Below are 17648 nucleotides of genomic sequence, written 5' to 3' on the forward strand. Positions count from 1 at the left end.
TGTCTGACGTCAGCGCCAATGGGACAGTTTAGGTCGATTTGATAAGAGAGGGTTTCTGGCTCATCGTAACCGCCAAGGAGTGGAGATGAGAAAGAAACCCGGAACCAAGCAGAGCCACGGTGAGAAGGTCGTAAAGGACATTCGCCGTGCGACCCGCAAACAGTATTCCGCAGAAGAGAAGATCAGGATCGTGCTGGACGGCCTAAAAGGCGAGGACAGCATTGCAGAGCTGTGCCGTCGTGAGGTCATCGCGCAGAGCCTTTATTACAGCTGGTCCAAGGAATTTCTGGAGGCCGGCAAGAAACGTCTGGCAGGCGACACGGCCCGCGCGGCAACTTCCACCGAAGTGAAGGATCTGAGACGGGAAGCCCGTGATCTGAAGGAGGTGGTTGCCGAACAGGCTCTTGAACTGCGGTTGCTCAAAAAAAGCATGATCGCGGATGGGGACGACGACGCATGAGATATCCCGCATCCGAAAAACTGGAAGTCATCCGCTTGGTTGAGCAATCGCATCTGCCGACCAAGCGCACTTTGGAGAAGCTGGGCATTCCGAAGACCACCTTCTATCGCTGGTACGACCGATATCTCGTCGGCGGCCCCGAGGCGCTTGAAGATCGTAGACCCACGCCGTCACGGGTCTGGAACCGCATTCCCACGCCAGTGCGCGAGAAGATCAAGGATCTGGCTCTGAAGGAAAGTGAGCTTTCCCCGCGTGAATTGGCTGTTCGCTTCACTGACACAGAAAAGTACTTTGTGTCAGAGGCTTCGGTCTACCGCATCCTCAAGTCTTACGATCTGATCACCAGCCCAGCCTATGTGGTTTTGTCAGCCGCAGACGAGTTCCAGGACAAGACAACACGACCGAACCAACTCTGGCAGACCGATTTTACCTATCTCAAGGTGATCGGCTGGGGCTGGTTCTATCTCAGCACGATCCTGGACGATTACAGCCGCTACATCATCGCCTGGAAGCTTTGCACGACGATGAAGACCGAGGATGTGACCGACACACTGGACCTCGCCCTGCACGCCTCAGGCTGTGATCAGGCAACGGTGCTGCACAAGCCACGTCTGCTCAGCGACAACGGGTCCAGTTACATCTCTGGTGAGCTTGCCGAATGGCTGGAAGATCAGAAAATGGATCATGTTCGAGGGGCACCATACCATCCGCAAACTCAGGGAAAGATCGAGCGCTGGCACCAGACGCTCAAGAACCGCATCCTGTTGGAAAACTACTATCTGCCCGGTGATCTCACGCAGCAGATTGACGCCTTCGTCGAGCACTACAATCACCGGCGTTATCACGAGAGCCTGCAAAACCTCACGCCCGCTGATGTCTACTTCGGACGCGGGCAGACCATTCTAAAACAACGAGAAAGGATCAAACGAAAGACTATCGAAACCCGGCGCTTGCTTCACCGCAAAACCGCCGCATAATCAATCTAACCAGATGAGACAGATACTCTCTTAGATCACGCCGCCATCCGTCCCAAAACCCCTGACAACGGACAGTCTGCTTTGGGCTGATTGCCGTCCTTTGGAGCAATACTGCGGATGGCAGTATTCTTGCGCGAAGGAGACATTGGAGAAAGTTTCGAGGAATGACAGCTCTGCGGACAAAGCGATGGTTCGCTGCGACTGCGCAAGTGTCCGCCCCCGTTCGGTGAGGTTAGGAGGATCGTTTTTGTCCCTCAGGACGTTTCAGCCAGTACAATTCGAAGCACTACGGCACAGACTCTACCATGCGCACTGTCAACGCATATGTTATCATGAATTTGTGGCACAACTTCAATGACCCGCGCGCCAAACGTTTAGAGATTCTTCGCAGCATATTCCTGACAACCGTCGCATCTTCGTGCATGATGAAAAAATAGGCAGGCTCTTTTTGCCTTCCAGGAAGTGCTTGAATTCTCAAGGGGCGCGCTTTGGAAATATTGGTTAGCGGCATAAACACGGTTCTTTGGAACTACGTATTGATCTACGGCCTTCTTGGAACCGGTATCTTTTTTACAATTCGTCTTGGTGCGCTTCAGTTTCTCCATTTTGGGGAAATGTTACGCGTCCTCACGTCTGCGAAGAGCACGGACAAAAGAGGTATTACTCCTTTTCAAGCGCTGACAGTAAGTCTGGCTTCTCGCGTCGGCACTGGAAACCTTGCTGGCGTAGCGGTAGCTCTGACCTTGGGAGGTCCGGGCGCAATCTTTTGGATGTGGATCGTGGCATTGGTTGGAATGGGCACCGCCTATTCCGAAAGTACTTTGGCCCAACTCTACAAAGTCACATCTTCCAACGGAAGGTTCAGAGGAGGTCCTGCGTTCTACATGGCCAACGCCTTGAACGCTCCTTGGGCTGGGGTCATTTTCTCGATCTGCCTGATTGTCAGCTTTGGTTTGGTTTTTGTCGCGGTTCAATCCAATTCGATTGCTGAAGCATTCGAGGGCGCATTCGGTTTAAACAAATTGGTGGTTGGCATAGCGCTGGCCGCAGCCGCAGCGGTAGTCATATTCGGTGGAATAAGAACCATCGCAAAGTTTGCAGAGATCGTTGTACCACTCATGGCAGGTCTCTACCTCTTGCTTGCCTGCGTTGTCGTAGTCCTGAACATTTCCGAAGTACCCGCAATGTTGTGGTCGATTGTTGCCGGGGCATTTGGCCTTCAGGAAGCTGCCGGAGGCGTGACAGGAGGCGTCATGGCTGCTGCGCTTAACGGCATCAAACGGGGACTTTTCTCAAACGAAGCGGGCATGGGCTCGGCCCCAAACATTGCAGCGGTTGCAACACCTGATCCCCACCATCCTGCCAGCCAAGGTTTCGTTCAGGCGTTTGGGTGTTTTGTGGATACGATTTTGGTCGCAACGGCAACTGCCCTGCTCATTCTTCTATCGGGCGCAGTCGAAATTGATGGGCCTACCGGAATGCGACTGACTCAAGACGCGGCGGCGGTCCACTTGGGCGAAATCGGCCGCCACTTTATCGCGATTGCCATCGTCTTCTTTGGCTTCACATCCATACTTGGCAACTACTCCTATGCCGAAAACGCAATGACGTTCCTAAAATTGGAAGGCAAATTGCCGATTTACATCTTGCGATTGGGCTGCCTTTCAATGGTTGTCTGGGGCGCTGTGCAAGCTGTTGCCACAGTGTTCAACTTTGCGGATGCGGCCATGGGAATAATGGCGACCATCAATTTGGTAGCAATAGTGCTGCTGTCTGGAACCGTCTACAAACTAACAGTCGATTATTTCTCGCAACGCCGACAGAACGTTGAACCTCGCTTTGTCGCAAGCAAATTTCCCGAGCTGAGTAAGGGCGTAGATCACACTGTCTGGACGGAGGAGATCCATGCCGACACTCAAAACCACTGAAAGCGAAAAGCTTCAGGAAGTCTTGGACGATATCGCAGATCGCATCGCCGGCATGTCCGAAAGGGGCAAAGTAGCACAGTATATTCCAGAACTCGCCACAGTTGATCTGAACCAATTCGGTATTGCAGTTGCACCAATCAACGGTCCGCTCGTGTCTGCTGGCGACGCGAGCACGCTGTTTTCAATCCAAAGCACCTCAAAAGTTTTCTCGCTTACTTTGGCGCTGCAACAGGTTGGCGCCACCTTGTGGCAGAGAGTTGGCCGAGAACCTTCCGGCGATCCGTTCAATTCGATCGTTCAGCTTGAACACGAGCGCGGAATTCCAAGGAACCCGTTTATCAACCCCGGTGCGATCGTAGTGGCCGATATTCTGCTCGAAAACCGTTCTGCTGACGACGCAATCAACGACCTTTTGACGTTGTGCCGAGAGCTTTCGGAGGACAACTCGATTGAGGTTGATGTGTCGGTTGCGGACTCAGAGATCCGAACCGGTTCCAGAAATCGTGCGCTTGCCCATTTTATGCAGGCGGAAGGCAACCTTAAGTCTCCCGTAGAGGATGTTCTGTCGCTCTACTTTCGCCAGTGTAGCATCGCTATGTCTTGCGAACAGTTGGCGCTAGCAGGTCGTTTTCTTGCGGCGGCGGGTCAAAATCCGGCCACCGGCGCCACAATATTGTCAGCGCAACGAGCGAGAAGAGTTACTGCGCTCATGATGATGTGTGGATCCTACGATGCCTCGGGCGAGTTTGCCTTCCGTGTTGGCTTGCCAGCGAAAAGCGGTGTCGGCGGCGGAATCCTGTGCATTGTACCTGGTATTGCATCTGTTGTTGCCTGGAGCCCCGGGCTCGATCAAAAAGGCAATTCCCATTTGGCAACAATCGCATTTCAAGAACTGGTACGCGCCACGGGGTGGTCCATCTTCGGTCCAAGTGTATGACCCGGATTGGGTGAACCGGGTTCAAATAAATTGTGTTGCGCTTCAATGACCGGCATAGAACACAACTGACGTCAGACCGGAATGGGTGGCGGCGATGTCAGACCAGTGATCCGAGAATAGGTTTCCAGCGCTTTGAGCGGCGATCATCTTTTCATGGATAGAAGCTTAGATAGCGCCCTACGCGCCTCAAACCAAGTTCTTATGACAAGACTGCTCCAAGGGTATCTTCTCGGCAATCAACTCGCGCGACTTGTTATCCAATGGTTATAAGGCCTTAGCTAGATTTTCTGGCAAGACCGAGGCGCTGCTGTCAATCACTCCGCTTTCTGCAAACTGCCGATTAAGCCTGCCTCACAGAAACTCAAAAGGTTCAAGGTCATGCTCTCGCGATCCGCCTCGCCAATGTTTCCGCTTAGGGCCAAAATTCGCCACTGCGACGTACACAGGGCGAGCATTGAAGACACGGCAAACACCAACGCACCCGCAACTCGTTCTGGACTAGCCTCTGGGTGTTTTGAGCACAGCTTTTCTACAACCCGCATGGCCACCGGATCAAAGTGGGTTTTGGCCAAATCTCGCCACCGTGTATCAGCCGAGACAATCGCCACTATTCGTGCATACGCAAGCCACTGAGGATCTCCGCTGAAGGCTCGCGAAACGAGCGGCAGCATGAAGGCTGACAACAAATCACCGACACTCCAGTCCGAATGTGCGTCCAACAATTCAATTCTAGAGAGACGTTCTTCAGACAGCTCAGAAGCTCGACGCGCCACTATTTGCTCGAACAACTCTTCTTTCGGACCCCCGTGAAAATTCACGTTGGCTTTCTGAACACCCGCGCGTTCAGCAATGTCTCGAATTGAAGCGCCCTCGAATCCCCTCTCAGCAAAAACCTGTTCTGCAGCATCGAAGATTCGTTCTCTCGCGGCGACGGATCGCCGCGACGGAGCCCTTTTTCTTTCTTTTACAGCATGTTGTGGCATCTCAAAAACCAGTTTGCCTTATTTAGAACGTTCGTTCAAGATAAATACTGTCGCAGGAGGAGACGCGAATGGAACAGGCGCAGGTGAGAGCGGGCCAGCTGGTTGAGGCAAAGGCCCGCCCCGAAGAGTGTTTTGCTTTGATCGGTGCGGGGCCAATGGGCCTTGCAATGGCAAAGACGCTTGTCGAGCAGGGAGTGCCATTTCAAGGATTTGAACTGGCCGACGATGTGGGTGGTCTGTGGAACATCGATGCACCTCGGTCCACGATGTACGAGACCGCCCATCTCATTTCTTCTAAGCGCATGACGGAATTCACTGATTTCCCGATGCTGGAGGATACGGCAGAATATCCGTCACATCGCGAAATGAAGACCTATTTCCAAGACTTCGCAAAAGCGTTTGACCTGTATCAGCACTTTCATTTCGGAGCTGAAGTTCTCAAGACCGAACCATTGGAACGCGGCGGATGGGAAATAACCTGGCGAGACAAGACCGGCACCCATCATATCCAAAATTTTGCAGGGTTAATGATTGCCAACGGCACGCTGTCAGAACCCAACATGCCCGAATTCCAGGGTGAATTCACAGGTGAGCTCATCCATGCGTCCGAGTACCGCTATCCCACCCAATTTGCCGGTAAGCGCGTTCTGGTTGTTGGCGCGGGCAACTCCGGTTGCGACATAGCGGTCGATGCCATTCACCATGGCGTATCTTGCGACCTCTCTATGCGCCGCGGGTACTACTTTGTTCCCAAATATGTCTTCGGAGTCCCTGCTGACACCATGGGGGGTAAGATCCGCCTGCCCATGTGGCTTAAGCGAAAAGTCGATGGCGCGATCCTGAAATGGTTTGTCGGTGATCCGCAGAAATACGGGTTTCCGAAGCCGGACTACGCTCTTTACGAGTCGCATCCAGTGGTCAATTCCCTCATTCTGTTCCACGCGGGTCATGGCGATCTGAAGGTCCGTCCGGATATTGAGCGTTTGGACGGCAAAACCGTTCATTTCCGCGATGGAACCTCGGCTGAATACGACATGATACTGGCCGCGACCGGGTACAAGCTTCACTACCCATTCATCGACAAGAAACATCTCAATTGGAAGGGTTCCGCGCCTCACCTCTACCTAAACTGCATGCACCCAGAACGAGATGACCTGTTTGTTCTTGGCATGGTTGAAGCATCGGGGTTGGGCTGGCAAGGACGTCATGAGCAAGCCGAAATGATCGCTCGTTACATAGCTGGATTGCGGTCAGGCAACTCTGCGGCGCAGGCAATCCGCTCCACCAAGTCCGATGGATATGAGAGAGCAACAGGAGGTATGAACTACATCGACCTTCCGCGCATGGCCTACTACGTGGACAAAGCGACCTACCGGAGAGAGGTAACGGGCCAAATCGCTGCACTCAAGGCGGCTGAAGTATGAACGGAATAGATCAGGTCGTTCTGAATTTTGATGCCGGAAATCTTAGGGTTCTCAATGCCATCCTAGCGATCGTCATGTTCTCGATCGCGCTGGATTTGCGTACGGACGACTTTCGACGCATTGCAGGTGCACCCAAGCCCCTCATTGTTGGTCTTGTGTCACAGTTTCTGGTACTTCCAGCGCTTACTTTTCTAATGATAGTCGCACTGCGGCCGATGCCATCTGTTGCGATGGGCCTTATCCTCGTTGCTGCGTGCCCTGGTGGGAACATATCAAATTTCATGACCCACCGGGCGAAAGGAAATGTGGCGCTATCGGTTTCAATGACCGCTTTCGCGACGGTCGGAGCCATCGTCGTAACACCCGCAAACATTGCATTTTGGGGTAACCTTTATGGCCCGACGCGCGAGATCCTGCAGCGCACTGAAATCGACCCAGTCGCCGTCGCAATAACGGTCGGGTTCATGCTGATCCTACCATTGGTCCTGGGAATGCTAGTAAACGCGCGGTTAAAACCATTGGCTGATCGCATTCGCCGCCCAATGCAATGGCTCTCAATGGCCATCTTTATTGCCTTCATTGTGCTCGCGCTGGCTGCCAATTGGGCGAATTTTCTTCAGGTCGCCGGAGCCGTCATTGGTCTCGTAGTTGTCCACAATGCGCTGGCATTCCTTGGAGGGTACACAACGGCAACGATCACAGGGTTGTCCGAGCGGGATCGCCGTTCAGTTACAATTGAAACAGGTATTCAGAATTCGGGGCTGGGGCTCATCCTGATCTTTGCCTTTTTTGGAGGAATGGGAGGTATGGCTGTTGCCGCCGCTTTGTGGGGCATATGGCACGCGATTTCTGGCTTGGTTCTTGCGGGCTTCTTCGCAAGGCAGGAGCTTCCGGTATGAAGCGCCTTCTCATCACTGGCGCTGCTGGTGCAGTCGGAACAGCGCTGCTAAGTCGTCTGGCGCATAAGGACAACTATGCCGTCATAGCTACGGATATCCGAGAACCAGCAAAATTGCCGCCTAACGCGCGGTTCATCAAGATAGATGTGACCAGTAGCGACCCACACGACGTCATCATGTCAGAACGCCCCGACACGGTCGTGCATCTTGCTTCGATTGTAACCCCCGGGCCAGACACAACGCGGGACCTCGAGTACCAGGTCGATGTTGAAGGTACGCGGAAAGTTCTTGATGCCTCCATCTCCGCGGGAGTACAGCGACTGGTCGTTACGTCCTCTGGCGCGGCCTATGGCTATCACGCCGACAATCCTGCGCTATTGCGAGAAACGGACGCAATTCGCGGCAATCGGGAATTCGCGTATTCTTGGCACAAAAGACTGGTCGAGGAGATGCTGGCAGACGCGAGAAAAACAGCCCCGGAATTAGAGCAAGTCGTATTGAGGGTTGGGACGGTTCTCGGGAACCATATCGAGAACCAGATAACGTCTCTGTTCCAAAAGCCTCGCCTACTTGGGCTGAAAGGATCAGAAAGCCCCTTTGTCTTCATATGGGACAAGGACCTGGCAGAAATACTGCTGCGCGCATCGACAAACGGGCCTGCGGGCATTTTCAACGTCTCTGGCGACGGTGCGCTTACTGTTTCCCAAATCGCCAAGGCCATGGGCAAGACTGTGCGCTGGTTGCCGCCAAAGTTGGTCAAGATGGCACTGGCCGTGGCCCGACCCGTAGGGCTTTCTCGCTATGGTCCTGAACAAGTTCGATTTCTGCAGTTTCGACCTGTGCTGGACAACACTGCACTTAAGGTGAAGTTCGGCTATCAACCCAAATACTCAAGTGCAGAAGCATTTGAGCTCTGGTGGGAGCACGCGAAGTGAAAAAAACTGCAGTCATAACTGGCGGTGCTGGCGGACTGGGGCAGGCTTTATTTGAGGCATTGCGAGAACAAGGTTGGCATACCGTAATCATTGACCTTACAGGCCCACGCCTCGACGCTTTGGTTGATGACAAAGATCTTAGTGTCTACGCTTGTGACCTGACAAAACCTAAGCAGTGTGCAGATGTATGCACTCAGATTTTGAAGGATAGACCTTCAATTGACATGGTTATTTACAACGCAGGGGTTACGCAAATCTCGGCGTTTTCCGACAGTGACATGAGCTCTCATCGCGACCTTTTTGAGATCAACTATTTTTCTGCAATTGAGTGCGCTCGGCACTTCTTACTTCCACTAAGAAAGTCCAAGGGAACGCATCTGGCGATCTCATCAGTCGCGGGATTTGCGCCGCTTTTCCATAGAACTGCCTACGCCGCTAGCAAGCATGCAATGGAAGGTTTTTTTAAGTCTCTGAGAGCCGAGGAAACCCGTCACGGGGTGTCCGTTACTATTGCTGCACCTTCCTTTGTCGCAACGAATATCGGGCAGACCGAAAAAGATACTAAGGGTTTCGCCCGTCCGGGTTCCGCAACTGACGGTGTTGACTACATGGCGCCACAAGACGCAGCCCAGATCATTCTCCGCGGGGCTCGGAACCGAAAAACATTTGTGCCCGTTGGTCGAGTTGCAACCCTATCGAACGCCATGAACCGGTTAGCTCCGTCGCTCTTCTTCCGCCAAATGATGCGCACAATTGGAAGGAGTTAGTTCTAGAAGGGTGCTGTCAGACGAATTGGAAACAGTCTCAACTAGGCCAGTAGAGCTATCCTTCATTCCGCGCCAAGTTCGCGTTAATCGGCGAGAGCAGCAGAGCTTGTAAGCTTGAAGGCACCTCGGCTGGTGAGAGACCGCTCCTGGTTAAAGTGGTTGTAGAGGGAGGATTGAATGGCGGCGAATTTCTGTAAACTTTGCATACGCCAAAAACGCTGCATCCCGCGTTCTTTTCCTCAATGTCATTCGTGCCACCGACTATCGACCTTTCTGCTTCCAATCCAGCCCGAGACAAAACTATGACCGTTTAGAAATGCCAAAAGTGGTCATTCTGGCTCATTGCAGCATCCCACAAAATGGGCTCTGAGCGGAAGATAAACCGGAGAGTTCGAAAGTCTGCTTGGGAGCGGCGAGCGGACGATCCCGTCCGCCTATTTGGTTACATATCGATGCTTTCGGCAGCATTAAGGGCGTCTTCAAGCTCGACGCCAAGGTAACGGACTGTGCGGTCTACTTTGCTGTGACCGAGCAGAAGTTGAACGGCACGTAGGTTTCCAGTTTTTCTGTATATCAAAGCCGCTTTTGTGCGCCTCAGCGAATGCGTGCCATAGTTAGATGGATCGAGACCAATCGCTAACAATCATTCCCGGACAAGCCTAGCGTATTGCCTTGTTGAATTATGCGTTAAAGCGTGTACACGACTCGGAAAAATATACCGTTTTCCACTCGTGGACGGCGAAGAGATCTAATGCGATACGACTTCACGTTTATTCTCTGTGACTTCAAAATGCACTGGCTTTGAAGTTTTGCTTTGAACAACGGACACCCGATCACGAACAGTATTGCCAACGGCGAGATCGTTAAACCTAAGGCGGACGAGATCGCACCCGCGCTTACTTGCTATCGACGCCAAGATTATACTCAACGAGGTTTCTCAGCTTGTTTGCGAGTTTGAGCCGGGCACGAATGGCCCAGACCTGCTTCTACTGCGATAGCCGCTTCTGTCCGACTAGTCTGCCTTTATCCCAAGGCGGGCGGCGCGTTGTGACAACGGGAAGTAGAATTTTTGGCATCTTCGGTCTCCGCCCATTCCCCTTCGTCCCAAACATCGAGGCCGTGCCGACAGTTGCAGTCTAGTTGCTGCTCGCGTGCCTTCAGCACAGGAAAGTCCTCAGGTTTCAGGAACTGCCACCGCCGGTCTACTTAACCATCAAATCAGCTGCCTGCCGCAACGGGTCGGTGCATTCGTCGAGATTGAACCTCAGCGGGCCAACACCATGATGGAGACTGCCCGCAACGTGGATATGACCAACGGCATAGCTGGTCTGGAAGAACTTGCATCCTCGTTCTACGAACTGGCTGACAGGTTAATGCCCAACGAGACCCACGAAGCCCTGGCCGAAGCGGTGTACCAACACCAAGCTGGGTGTGATGGACGGAAGGTGATGGTTGGCGGCACACCTGTATCACTCGAAGTTGCTGTGAAGCAGCAGATCATACGTTTCATCCGACGTTAGCAACAGCGGGCCTGAGTATCTTGCATGGGGGGGGGGACGTCACTCAAAATTGGTAGGATATCCAAAAACATTGACCGGATTTCAATAGTTAAGTCACTCCGCAAGGCATTACCTAAAAGCTAGCTCGGAATACCGAAACAACCGTAAGATACTTAAGTGATGTATTGACGGAAACTTTTGCTGATTTCGCTCTAGTCATCGCACTGCTGTTCACGCTGTGGCTTTACGTCTATTTGCCCATGCGTATGGCAAGCAACAGGCATCGCAACCCATGGCTGTGGCTTTTGATCAGCATATTTTTCACACCGATTTTCGCAATAATCGGGATACTTTTGTTACAGGAAATCTGCCCCAAAAACCGACGCGAAGGACACGAATTATGCCCGACCACGAAGAAAACGACCTTGGATGGAACAACGCCGTGAATCGCCCTAAGACAAAATGGGAAGCTCGGGCTGATGGGGTAGTCGCCGCGACAAAGCTGACGATACTGGGCGTGATCGTTCTCGCAGCCATTATTGCGATGCTTTCCTAGTGTTTCGCCCTGCTTAGAGAGAAATAAACGAAGCCATCAATTGTTAGAAAAATGAAGAAAACTGAGGTCCGACGTGAATTCCCTTTCAAGCCAGCTGACTAACAAAGGGGCTTCTGCACAGGCAATGGATACACACTAAGGCAAGCGAACGACTGCTAAGGCCGCGGTTCTAGCTACAAGCGTATCAGTTACAAAACGTCCCGCGGTAGCAGCGGGTCGACACGCAGACTCGGTCGCCGAGCAGTCTATATGTGAACAACATCACTGAACACAAAACCGAAAGCCGCCATAGTCAACACTGTAACGAGTTAGCGTTCATGGTGTGTTTCGAACGCGAGATCGGTTTCTCCTCCCTGAGATAGGGGCGCGCTTTGTTTCCAGCGCGCCCCGTCTTTTTTTGGAACGATGTCACTTTTACCGACCCAACTCGGGCTTGCGTAGAAGCCGCGCGGTACGACTTTGTCAAACGCTCTCACCGTCCTACAATTTGGGTGTGAACAAACGAAGCGAATGGCCATGCTGGAAGACAAGCGCAAAGATCTTGATTCGGAGAAGCAGAAACAGCTCCTACGGAAGTTGGTTGAAGATCTGAGTAAACAGCAGATCGACCTTTACTATCAGCCCACAAGCGAAATCGCCGCGTTTCTTGAGAAACAGATCGAAAGCGGTGAGTCTCTTCTGGCAGAAGACAGGGCGCTTCTGCGTCGGTTGAGCCGCCGCGATATCGAAGTGCTTCTCAGTCTACACTGATAGATTTGCCAACATTTTCTGCTAGAGAAAGTGGTGGGCGACCCTGGAATCGAACCAGGCGTGCGTCTCCGCGAGGGAGTTACAGTCCCCTGCCACACCTTGCGGCCTGTCGCCCACTGTCAGGCGTTGCACCTAACGTGGAGGCGTGATTACTAGCGCACCAAAGGAGCGTCAACAGGAAAATACCGCTTTGACGCATGAAATCGAACGCCCGGCCCGGAGGCCAATAAAATGAAGAAACCCAAGTGGGTCGTGGAAAAGGAACAGGCGCGCAAAGCAGCCGCTTCGGAAACGGTTTGGCTGTTTGGTCTGCACGCTGTGCGCGATGCGCTGATGAACCCGAAACGGCAGAAATTGCGCCTGATTGTGACCCGAAATGCCCGTGATAAACTGGCGGAAGCCATTGATTTTGCTGGGATCGAGGCCGAGATGGTCGATCCACGGAAGTTCAACGCTCCGATTGATCAGGGATCAGTCCATCAGGGTGCCGCCCTTGAGGTCAAGCCGCTGGAATGGGGCGGGTTGGCAGAAAACTGCATAGGGCGCGAACACCCTCGAGTGATTTTACTGGATCGGGTGACAGACCCGCACAATGTCGGGGCGATTCTGCGCTCGGCCGAAGTGTTGGGCGCCAGCGCTGTGATCGGGACTCGGCACCATTCCGCGCCTGAGACTGGGGCGCTGGCCAAAACCGCAAGCGGCGCTTTGGAGCGTCAGCCCTATTTGCGGGTTCGCAATCTGGCCGACGCGATTGTCGAGTTGCAGGGCATGGGCTTTCTGGTGCTAGGCCTCGATGGTGAGGCCGAGGATACGATCGAGGCGTCCATAGGGGATCACCGTGATCGTCCCGTGGCGCTGGTGCTGGGTGCAGAAGGCCCCGGATTGCGGCAAAAGACCAAGGAAACCGTGGACAATCTGGTGAAAATTGACGCAGCTGGCGGTTTTGGATCTTTGAACGTCTCAAACGCGGCGGCGATTGCCCTATATGCCTCACGGTACACAGGATAGGAGCGCGTCATCTCTGGCCCATCGAAAATCGCCACCTGCTGCTATTGCGGGACCCGAGCGGCGCTTGTCCTGAAGGGAAAGCAGCGGCACGAGTTGAGCTGTTCCAGTTGCGGCGCACCGTTGCATGACCTCAAGATGCTACCCAAGCGCAAGGTGACCGAAAGCGCGCCCAGGAAACACGCCGTATCCCATACCGCCCCACCGAAATCCAAGCGCAAGAAAAAGAAGAAAACGCTGTTTTCGCGCGTGATGGATGAGGCCTGGGATGTGATCGAGGATATCTTTGACTGATCCTGGGTCTTGGGGGTGATCACAACCGCGTCATCTGGGGTGTCTCGCAGCGCAAAACGTTGCAGATTGAGACGCTGAGTCCATGATTCCGTTATACCTATGCCAATCCGCCACGCTCTCATTGGCGCGCTGAGCGCCACTCTTCTCGCTTCTGCCGCTATTGCGCAGCCCATGCCCGTATATTTCGCGCCCGAGGGGGCTGCGATGGCGGGATACGATCCCGTGTCCTATTTTCAGGGCGACGTACCCGTGCAAGGCCGCCCCGAGATTTCGGTGACGTGGAAGGGAGCCGAATGGCATTTCGCCTCTCTCGAAAATCGCGCGCTTTTTGAGGCGAATCCGCGCGCCTTTGCCCCTCAGTTCGGGGGGTATTGTTCCTATGCGATGGCACAAGGCATCCTCAAGGGAACTGATCCGGGGGCCTGGCAAGTGGTAGATGGGCGCCTATACTTGACGTTTTCGCCTGAAATTGAGCGGAAATGGCGTGAGGATCAGTTGGAATACATCCATCAGGCCGAAGGGAACTGGCCTGAGATTCTGTACCGGGAATAGGCGATCCTCCGCCGTTTGTGAAAAGTCATCACAAAAATGAGCGCGCCCTCTTTTTTTTAACCAAAACATGCCTAAATGTCACAGTGACCGCGGAACGGAACTGCCGCGGGTCATTTCACTGTCCCTCGTTCCAACAACTGGCGCCCAAGGTTTCTTGGGCGCTTTTTTCTTTTTCAGCCGTCGCATAGGGTAGCGGCATGGCTGACTATTCTGATGAGTTCCTGAGATCCATTCTGAAGCGCACCAAGACCGTTGCCGTGGTCGGGGTGTCCATGAACGAGGTGCGGCCGAGTTTCTACGTGGCCCGCTATCTGTCGCTGAAAGGCTTTACCGTGATCCCGGTTAATCCCGGCCATGCGGGAAAGCAACTTTTCGGTCAAACCGTGCGCGCCAGCCTGTCAGAAATTACGAAAGATGTTGATATGGTGGATATCTTTCGCCGCTCTGAGGCCGTGCCTCCGATCGTGGATGAGGCGCTGGAGGTATTCCCATCCCTGCGCACCGTCTGGATGCAGATCGGCGTTGAGCACGCAGAGGCTGCCGCCAAGGCAGAGGCGCGCGGCGTAGATGTGGTGATGAATCGCTGCCCCAAGATCGAATATCAGCGCCTGTTCGGAGAACTGCGCATGGGCGGCTTTAGCACTGGTATCATTTCATCCAAGCTATAGCGTTACTGCGCCGGGTAGGATTTGAGGCGGGCCACCTGCTCTTGCCTGCGCTTTTCCAGAACAACCTCACGCGGGACCCATTCATATCTTGTGTCTTCCTGCAGCGGAGACCAGAAAAGAACCCCGCCATAACGCCACGGGTCCAAAACCACGCCATCATAGAGCGACTCGCCGCGCGCGCTGATAATGGCTGTGCTGTGGTCGATTCGCAGCGGATTGTCGGCGTTGGCAATGGCGCGATGCATGTCCAGCGTTTGGAAGTTCTCTTGCTTCAAGCGCCGCTCGATATCTTCGGCCCAGTGCCAGCATAACCCACGCGGGCGCAGGCCCTTGTTGACCTTGGCATTGTGGATCAACGGAGGGTCGGTGATCTCATATTCGTGCACCAGCTGCGCGGTGTAAGAATACGCAATGCGGGCGGCCCGGTTGGCCTCAGCCGGGTCGATATCGGGACCGAGGCTTTGGATTTCCGAGGCAAGACGCTCAACTTCATCACCGGTGGACGGTGGCGGGGTCGCACAGGCGCCCAAAGTCACGAGGGCCAGAACGCAGGCCAAAGCTCTGATCATTGTGATGTCCCTCGCCCGATAGACCGTGAAACATGATCATAGAACCGCTTCGGCGCGGACGGAAGACTGAGCTTAACTTTTTGGGCGTGCGGCCTTTTCGGCGATACCGCTAAGGCCCTGACGCCGAGCCAGCTCCGACAGCACATCGTCCAGCGCAACGTCGCGCGCGGCCAGCATGACCAGAAGGTGATACAGCACGTCGGCGGCCTCGGCCGTTAGCCCGTCCTTGTCGTTCTTGACGGCTTCGATGATGGCCTCAACAGCTTCCTCGCCGAATTTCTCAGCGCATTTTTCTGGGCCCTTGGCCAGCAGCTTTGCTGTCCAGCTGCTCTCCGGGTCCGCCCCTTTGCGCGCCTCGATTGTGGCGGCCAGATCGTGCAGAATGCTCATGTCAGCCTCATCGGGATACCGGCGGCGGCCATGCGTTCTTTGGCCTCGCGGATGGTGTATTCACCAAAATGGAAGATCGAGGCCGCAAGTACGGCGCTCGCCCCGCCCTCGGTGACGCCTTCGACGAGATGGTCCAGATTGCCAACCCCACCCGATGCGATCACAGGCACATCCACCGCGTCGCTGATTGCGCGGGTTAGCGGCAGGTTGAACCCTGACTTGGTTCCGTCCCGATCCATCGAGGTCAGCAGGATTTCTCCAGCACCTTTGGCGACCACGGTTTTCGCGAACTCGACCGCGTCGATGCCGGTGGGCTTGCGGCCACCATGGGTGAAGATCTCCCATTTTCCGGGGCTGACGGTTTTGGCGTCGATCGCGCAAACGATACACTGGCTGCCGAACTGGTCTGCCGCCTCGGCAATCACATCTGGGTTGGCAACAGCGGCGGAATTGAAGCTGACCTTGTCCGCCCCCGCCAGCAGCAGGGCACGCACATCATCCTTGGTCCGCACGCCACCACCTACGGTCAGGGGAACAAAGCACTGCTCGGCCGTGCGCTGAACCACGTCGAACATGGTGCCGCGGTTTTCATGCGTGGCGTGAATGTCCAGAAAACAGATCTCATCCGCGCCGGCGGCGTCATAGGCCTTGGCCGATTCCACCGGGTCGCCTGCATCGCGCAGACCCACGAAATTCACACCTTTGACCACGCGGCCATCGGCGACATCCAGACAGGGAATGATACGGGTTTTCAGCATGCGCTTTCCTTTGTTGCCCGCACCCTTACCGGCAAAGCCCCGCCGATGCCAGACTTGTGATTGTCACCCCTCTCAAACCTGTGAAAACTGTCCCCAAATTCATCAGGAGATCAACAAGATGCGAAACCTTATTCTGACCACTACCTTCCTTTTTGCAGGAGCAGTTGCCGCAATGGCTGACGATATCATCAAAGTAGAAACCGCAAAATCCGTGCCCGAGGCGCTGGACGCCCTCGAAGCCGCAGTGGGGAACGCAGGCGCGACGGTCTTTGCCCGCATCGACCACGCAGCCGGTGCCGAAAAGGTTGGTACGCCAATTCCGCCCAATCAGGTGCTGATCTTCGGCAACCCAGCCCTCGGGACACCCGCGATGCAGATCGACCCGCGTGCAGGCCTGTTCCTGCCGCTAAAAGTGCAGGCCTATGAGGATGCGAACGGGCAGGTCTGGCTGGCCTATGAAGACCCAAAAGAGACGATGGATGAACTTGACGAGGTCGAAAACTCGCCCGTGATCGAAAAAATGCGCGGCGCGTTGAAGAAACTGACCTCGGCTGCCGCGCAGTAAGGCATTTAGCTCAGGGCGCGAATGGCCTCAGCCAAGTCAATCGCGCCATCATACAGCGCCCGGCCCGAGATAGCGCCGTTCAGTTCAACTCCGCAATCGCGCAGGGCGATGAGATCGTCCAATGAACTGACACCACCCGAGGCAATGACCGGGATGGAGACGGCTTGGGCCAGCGCGGCTGTGGCTTCGATATTCGGGCCTTGCATCGCGCCATCGCGGTTGATGTCGGTATAGATGATTGCCGCAACGCCAGCATCTTCGAAGCTGCGGGCCAGATCGGCGACCTGCACGTCCGTTTCCTCGGCCCAGCCTTTGGTTGCGACCATGCCGTTGCGGGCGTCGATGCCCACTGCGACCTTGCCGGGGAAGGCTTTTGCGGCCTCACGCACCAGATTGGGGTTTTCGACAGCAACGGTGCCAAGAATGACCCGCGCCAAACCCTTTTCGATCCAAGTCTCGATGGTGGCCATGTCCCGGATACCGCCGCCCAACTGGGCGGGCACGTCGCAGGCCTTCAGGATCGCCTCGACCGGAGCGGCGTTGACCGGCTCGCCCGCGAAGGCACCGTTCAAGTCGACAAGGTGCAGCCACTCACATCCTGCATCAACAAAGGCACGGGCCTGCGCGGCCGGGTCTTCATTGAAAACGGTGGCTTTGTCCATTTCACCGCGCAGCAGGCGAACAGCGTTGCCGTCTTTCAGGTCGATGGCGGGATACAGGATCATGTCGGGC

20 protein-coding genes, 1 tRNA gene and 2 pseudogenes are annotated in these 17648 nt (G+C 54.7%); 15 read left to right on the plus strand and 8 right to left on the minus strand.

The annotated features are described in order from the left end of the window. Positions 1–85: 85 nt before the first annotated feature. From ACP15L_RS20020 to ACP15L_RS20030, 3 genes are all read left to right on the plus strand, one after another. Positions 86–1437 (plus strand): IS3 family transposase gene (locus ACP15L_RS20020; RefSeq protein ID WP_425084199.1). Its coding sequence is split into 2 segments (ribosomal slippage): positions 86–422 and positions 422–1437, totalling 1353 coding nucleotides; the frame shifts between segments, so codons are not numbered across the junction. Between the two features lie 488 nt (positions 1438–1925). Then, positions 1926–3365, plus strand: coding sequence for an alanine/glycine:cation symporter family protein (locus ACP15L_RS20025; RefSeq protein ID WP_425085537.1), 1440 nt, complete (start codon positions 1926–1928; stop codon positions 3363–3365). Further along, the gene (locus ACP15L_RS20030) at positions 3343–4302 is read left to right on the plus strand and encodes a glutaminase (protein WP_425085538.1); all 960 of its coding nucleotides are present in this window, start codon (positions 3343–3345) and stop codon (positions 4300–4302) included. Before ACP15L_RS20025 ends, ACP15L_RS20030 begins: the two co-directional genes overlap by 23 nt. Positions 4303–4616: 314 nt before the next feature. On the opposite strand, the gene ACP15L_RS20035 is transcribed toward ACP15L_RS20030, so the two are convergent. Continuing rightward, positions 4617–5285 carry a TetR/AcrR family transcriptional regulator gene (locus ACP15L_RS20035; RefSeq protein WP_425085539.1) on the minus strand — a complete coding sequence of 223 codons (669 nt, stop codon included), beginning with the start codon at positions 5283–5285 and terminating at the stop codon, positions 4617–4619. Between the two features lie 68 nt (positions 5286–5353). Here ACP15L_RS20035 and ACP15L_RS20040 point away from each other — a divergent pair, with 68 nt between their 5' ends. From ACP15L_RS20040 to ACP15L_RS20055, 4 genes are read left to right on the plus strand one after another with little or no spacing between them, the layout of a single operon-like run. After that, the gene (locus ACP15L_RS20040) at positions 5354–6709 is read left to right on the plus strand and encodes a flavin-containing monooxygenase (RefSeq protein WP_425085540.1); all 1356 of its coding nucleotides are present in this window, start codon (positions 5354–5356) and stop codon (positions 6707–6709) included. After that, positions 6706–7608 (plus strand): bile acid:sodium symporter family protein, encoded by a 903-nt coding sequence (locus tag ACP15L_RS20045; protein WP_425085541.1) that lies wholly within the window; start codon positions 6706–6708, stop codon positions 7606–7608. Before ACP15L_RS20040 ends, ACP15L_RS20045 begins: the two co-directional genes overlap by 4 nt. Then, complete coding sequence (locus ACP15L_RS20050) at positions 7605–8543, plus strand: SDR family oxidoreductase (RefSeq protein WP_425085542.1); 939 nt, start codon at positions 7605–7607, stop codon at positions 8541–8543. Before ACP15L_RS20045 ends, ACP15L_RS20050 begins: the two co-directional genes overlap by 4 nt. Further along, on the plus strand, positions 8540–9310 hold the full coding sequence (locus ACP15L_RS20055) for an SDR family NAD(P)-dependent oxidoreductase (RefSeq protein WP_425085543.1): 771 nt from the start codon (positions 8540–8542) through the stop codon (positions 9308–9310). Before ACP15L_RS20050 ends, ACP15L_RS20055 begins: the two co-directional genes overlap by 4 nt. Positions 9311–9393: 83 nt before the next feature. Here ACP15L_RS20055 and ACP15L_RS20060 read toward each other — a convergent pair. Beyond that, a pseudogene (locus ACP15L_RS20060) lies at positions 9394–9546 on the minus strand (IS6 family transposase); the annotation flags it as partial. A gap of 206 nt (positions 9547–9752) precedes the next feature. Then, a pseudogene (locus ACP15L_RS20065) lies at positions 9753–10281 on the minus strand (tyrosine-type recombinase/integrase). 309 nt (positions 10282–10590) lie between these two features. Here ACP15L_RS20065 and ACP15L_RS20070 point away from each other — a divergent pair. The 3 genes from ACP15L_RS20070 to ACP15L_RS20080 all read left to right on the plus strand — a co-directional run bounded on the left by ACP15L_RS20070 (position 10591) and on the right by ACP15L_RS20080 (position 12115). After that, positions 10591–10830, plus strand: a complete 240-nt coding sequence (locus ACP15L_RS20070; RefSeq protein WP_425085544.1) for a hypothetical protein — start codon at positions 10591–10593, stop codon at positions 10828–10830. Between the two features lie 379 nt (positions 10831–11209). Further along, positions 11210–11365 (plus strand): hypothetical protein, encoded by a 156-nt coding sequence (locus ACP15L_RS20075; RefSeq protein WP_425085545.1) that lies wholly within the window; start codon positions 11210–11212, stop codon positions 11363–11365. A gap of 510 nt (positions 11366–11875) precedes the next feature. Next, positions 11876–12115 carry a hypothetical protein gene (locus ACP15L_RS20080; RefSeq protein ID WP_419739011.1) on the plus strand — a complete coding sequence of 80 codons (240 nt, stop codon included), beginning with the start codon at positions 11876–11878 and terminating at the stop codon, positions 12113–12115. Between the two features lie 31 nt (positions 12116–12146). Here ACP15L_RS20080 and ACP15L_RS20085 read toward each other — a convergent pair. Then, positions 12147–12230, minus strand: a tRNA-Tyr gene (locus ACP15L_RS20085). A 116-nt stretch (positions 12231–12346) separates the two neighbouring features. Between ACP15L_RS20085 and rlmB the strand changes: the two genes are divergently transcribed. The 4 genes from rlmB to ACP15L_RS20105 all read left to right on the plus strand — a co-directional run bounded on the left by rlmB (position 12347) and on the right by ACP15L_RS20105 (position 14634). Further along, positions 12347–13123 carry a 23S rRNA (guanosine(2251)-2'-O)-methyltransferase RlmB gene (gene rlmB, locus ACP15L_RS20090; protein ID WP_425085546.1) on the plus strand — a complete coding sequence of 259 codons (777 nt, stop codon included), beginning with the start codon at positions 12347–12349 and terminating at the stop codon, positions 13121–13123. Between the two features lie 9 nt (positions 13124–13132). Beyond that, a complete protein-coding gene (locus ACP15L_RS20095; RefSeq protein ID WP_170480654.1) occupies positions 13133–13414 on the plus strand; it encodes a hypothetical protein in 282 nt (93 codons plus the stop codon). Between the two features lie 171 nt (positions 13415–13585). Next, positions 13586–13966 (plus strand): YHS domain-containing (seleno)protein, encoded by a 381-nt coding sequence (locus ACP15L_RS20100; protein WP_425085547.1) that lies wholly within the window; start codon positions 13586–13588, stop codon positions 13964–13966. 197 nt (positions 13967–14163) lie between these two features. Further along, positions 14164–14634 carry a CoA-binding protein gene (locus ACP15L_RS20105; protein ID WP_425085548.1) on the plus strand — a complete coding sequence of 157 codons (471 nt, stop codon included), beginning with the start codon at positions 14164–14166 and terminating at the stop codon, positions 14632–14634. A 2-nt stretch (positions 14635–14636) separates the two neighbouring features. Here ACP15L_RS20105 and ACP15L_RS20110 read toward each other — a convergent pair whose 3' ends face one another. The 3 genes from ACP15L_RS20110 to hisF form a co-directional block, all read right to left on the minus strand. Then, positions 14637–15203, minus strand: coding sequence for a hypothetical protein (locus ACP15L_RS20110; protein ID WP_425085549.1), 567 nt, complete (start codon positions 15201–15203; stop codon positions 14637–14639). 72 nt (positions 15204–15275) lie between these two features. Then, on the minus strand, positions 15276–15593 hold the full coding sequence (locus ACP15L_RS20115) for a phosphoribosyl-ATP diphosphatase (protein WP_170374929.1): 318 nt from the start codon (positions 15591–15593) through the stop codon (positions 15276–15278). After that, on the minus strand, positions 15590–16351 hold the full coding sequence (gene hisF, locus ACP15L_RS20120) for an imidazole glycerol phosphate synthase subunit HisF (protein WP_425085550.1): 762 nt from the start codon (positions 16349–16351) through the stop codon (positions 15590–15592). The genes ACP15L_RS20115 and hisF overlap by 4 nt, the downstream gene beginning before the upstream one ends. 118 nt (positions 16352–16469) lie before the next feature. Here hisF and ACP15L_RS20125 point away from each other — a divergent pair, with 118 nt between their 5' ends. Next, positions 16470–16916, plus strand: a complete 447-nt coding sequence (locus ACP15L_RS20125; protein WP_425085551.1) for a DUF302 domain-containing protein — start codon at positions 16470–16472, stop codon at positions 16914–16916. Between the two features lie 5 nt (positions 16917–16921). On the opposite strand, the gene hisA is transcribed toward ACP15L_RS20125, so the two are convergent. Continuing rightward, positions 16922–17641, minus strand: coding sequence for a 1-(5-phosphoribosyl)-5-[(5-phosphoribosylamino)methylideneamino]imidazole-4-carboxamide isomerase (gene hisA, locus ACP15L_RS20130; protein ID WP_425085552.1), 720 nt, complete (start codon positions 17639–17641; stop codon positions 16922–16924). Positions 17642–17648 lie beyond the last annotated feature (7 nt).

The organism is Ruegeria profundi (assembly GCF_049800715.1).
Lineage (GTDB): Bacteria > Pseudomonadota > Alphaproteobacteria > Rhodobacterales > Rhodobacteraceae > Ruegeria > Ruegeria profundi_A.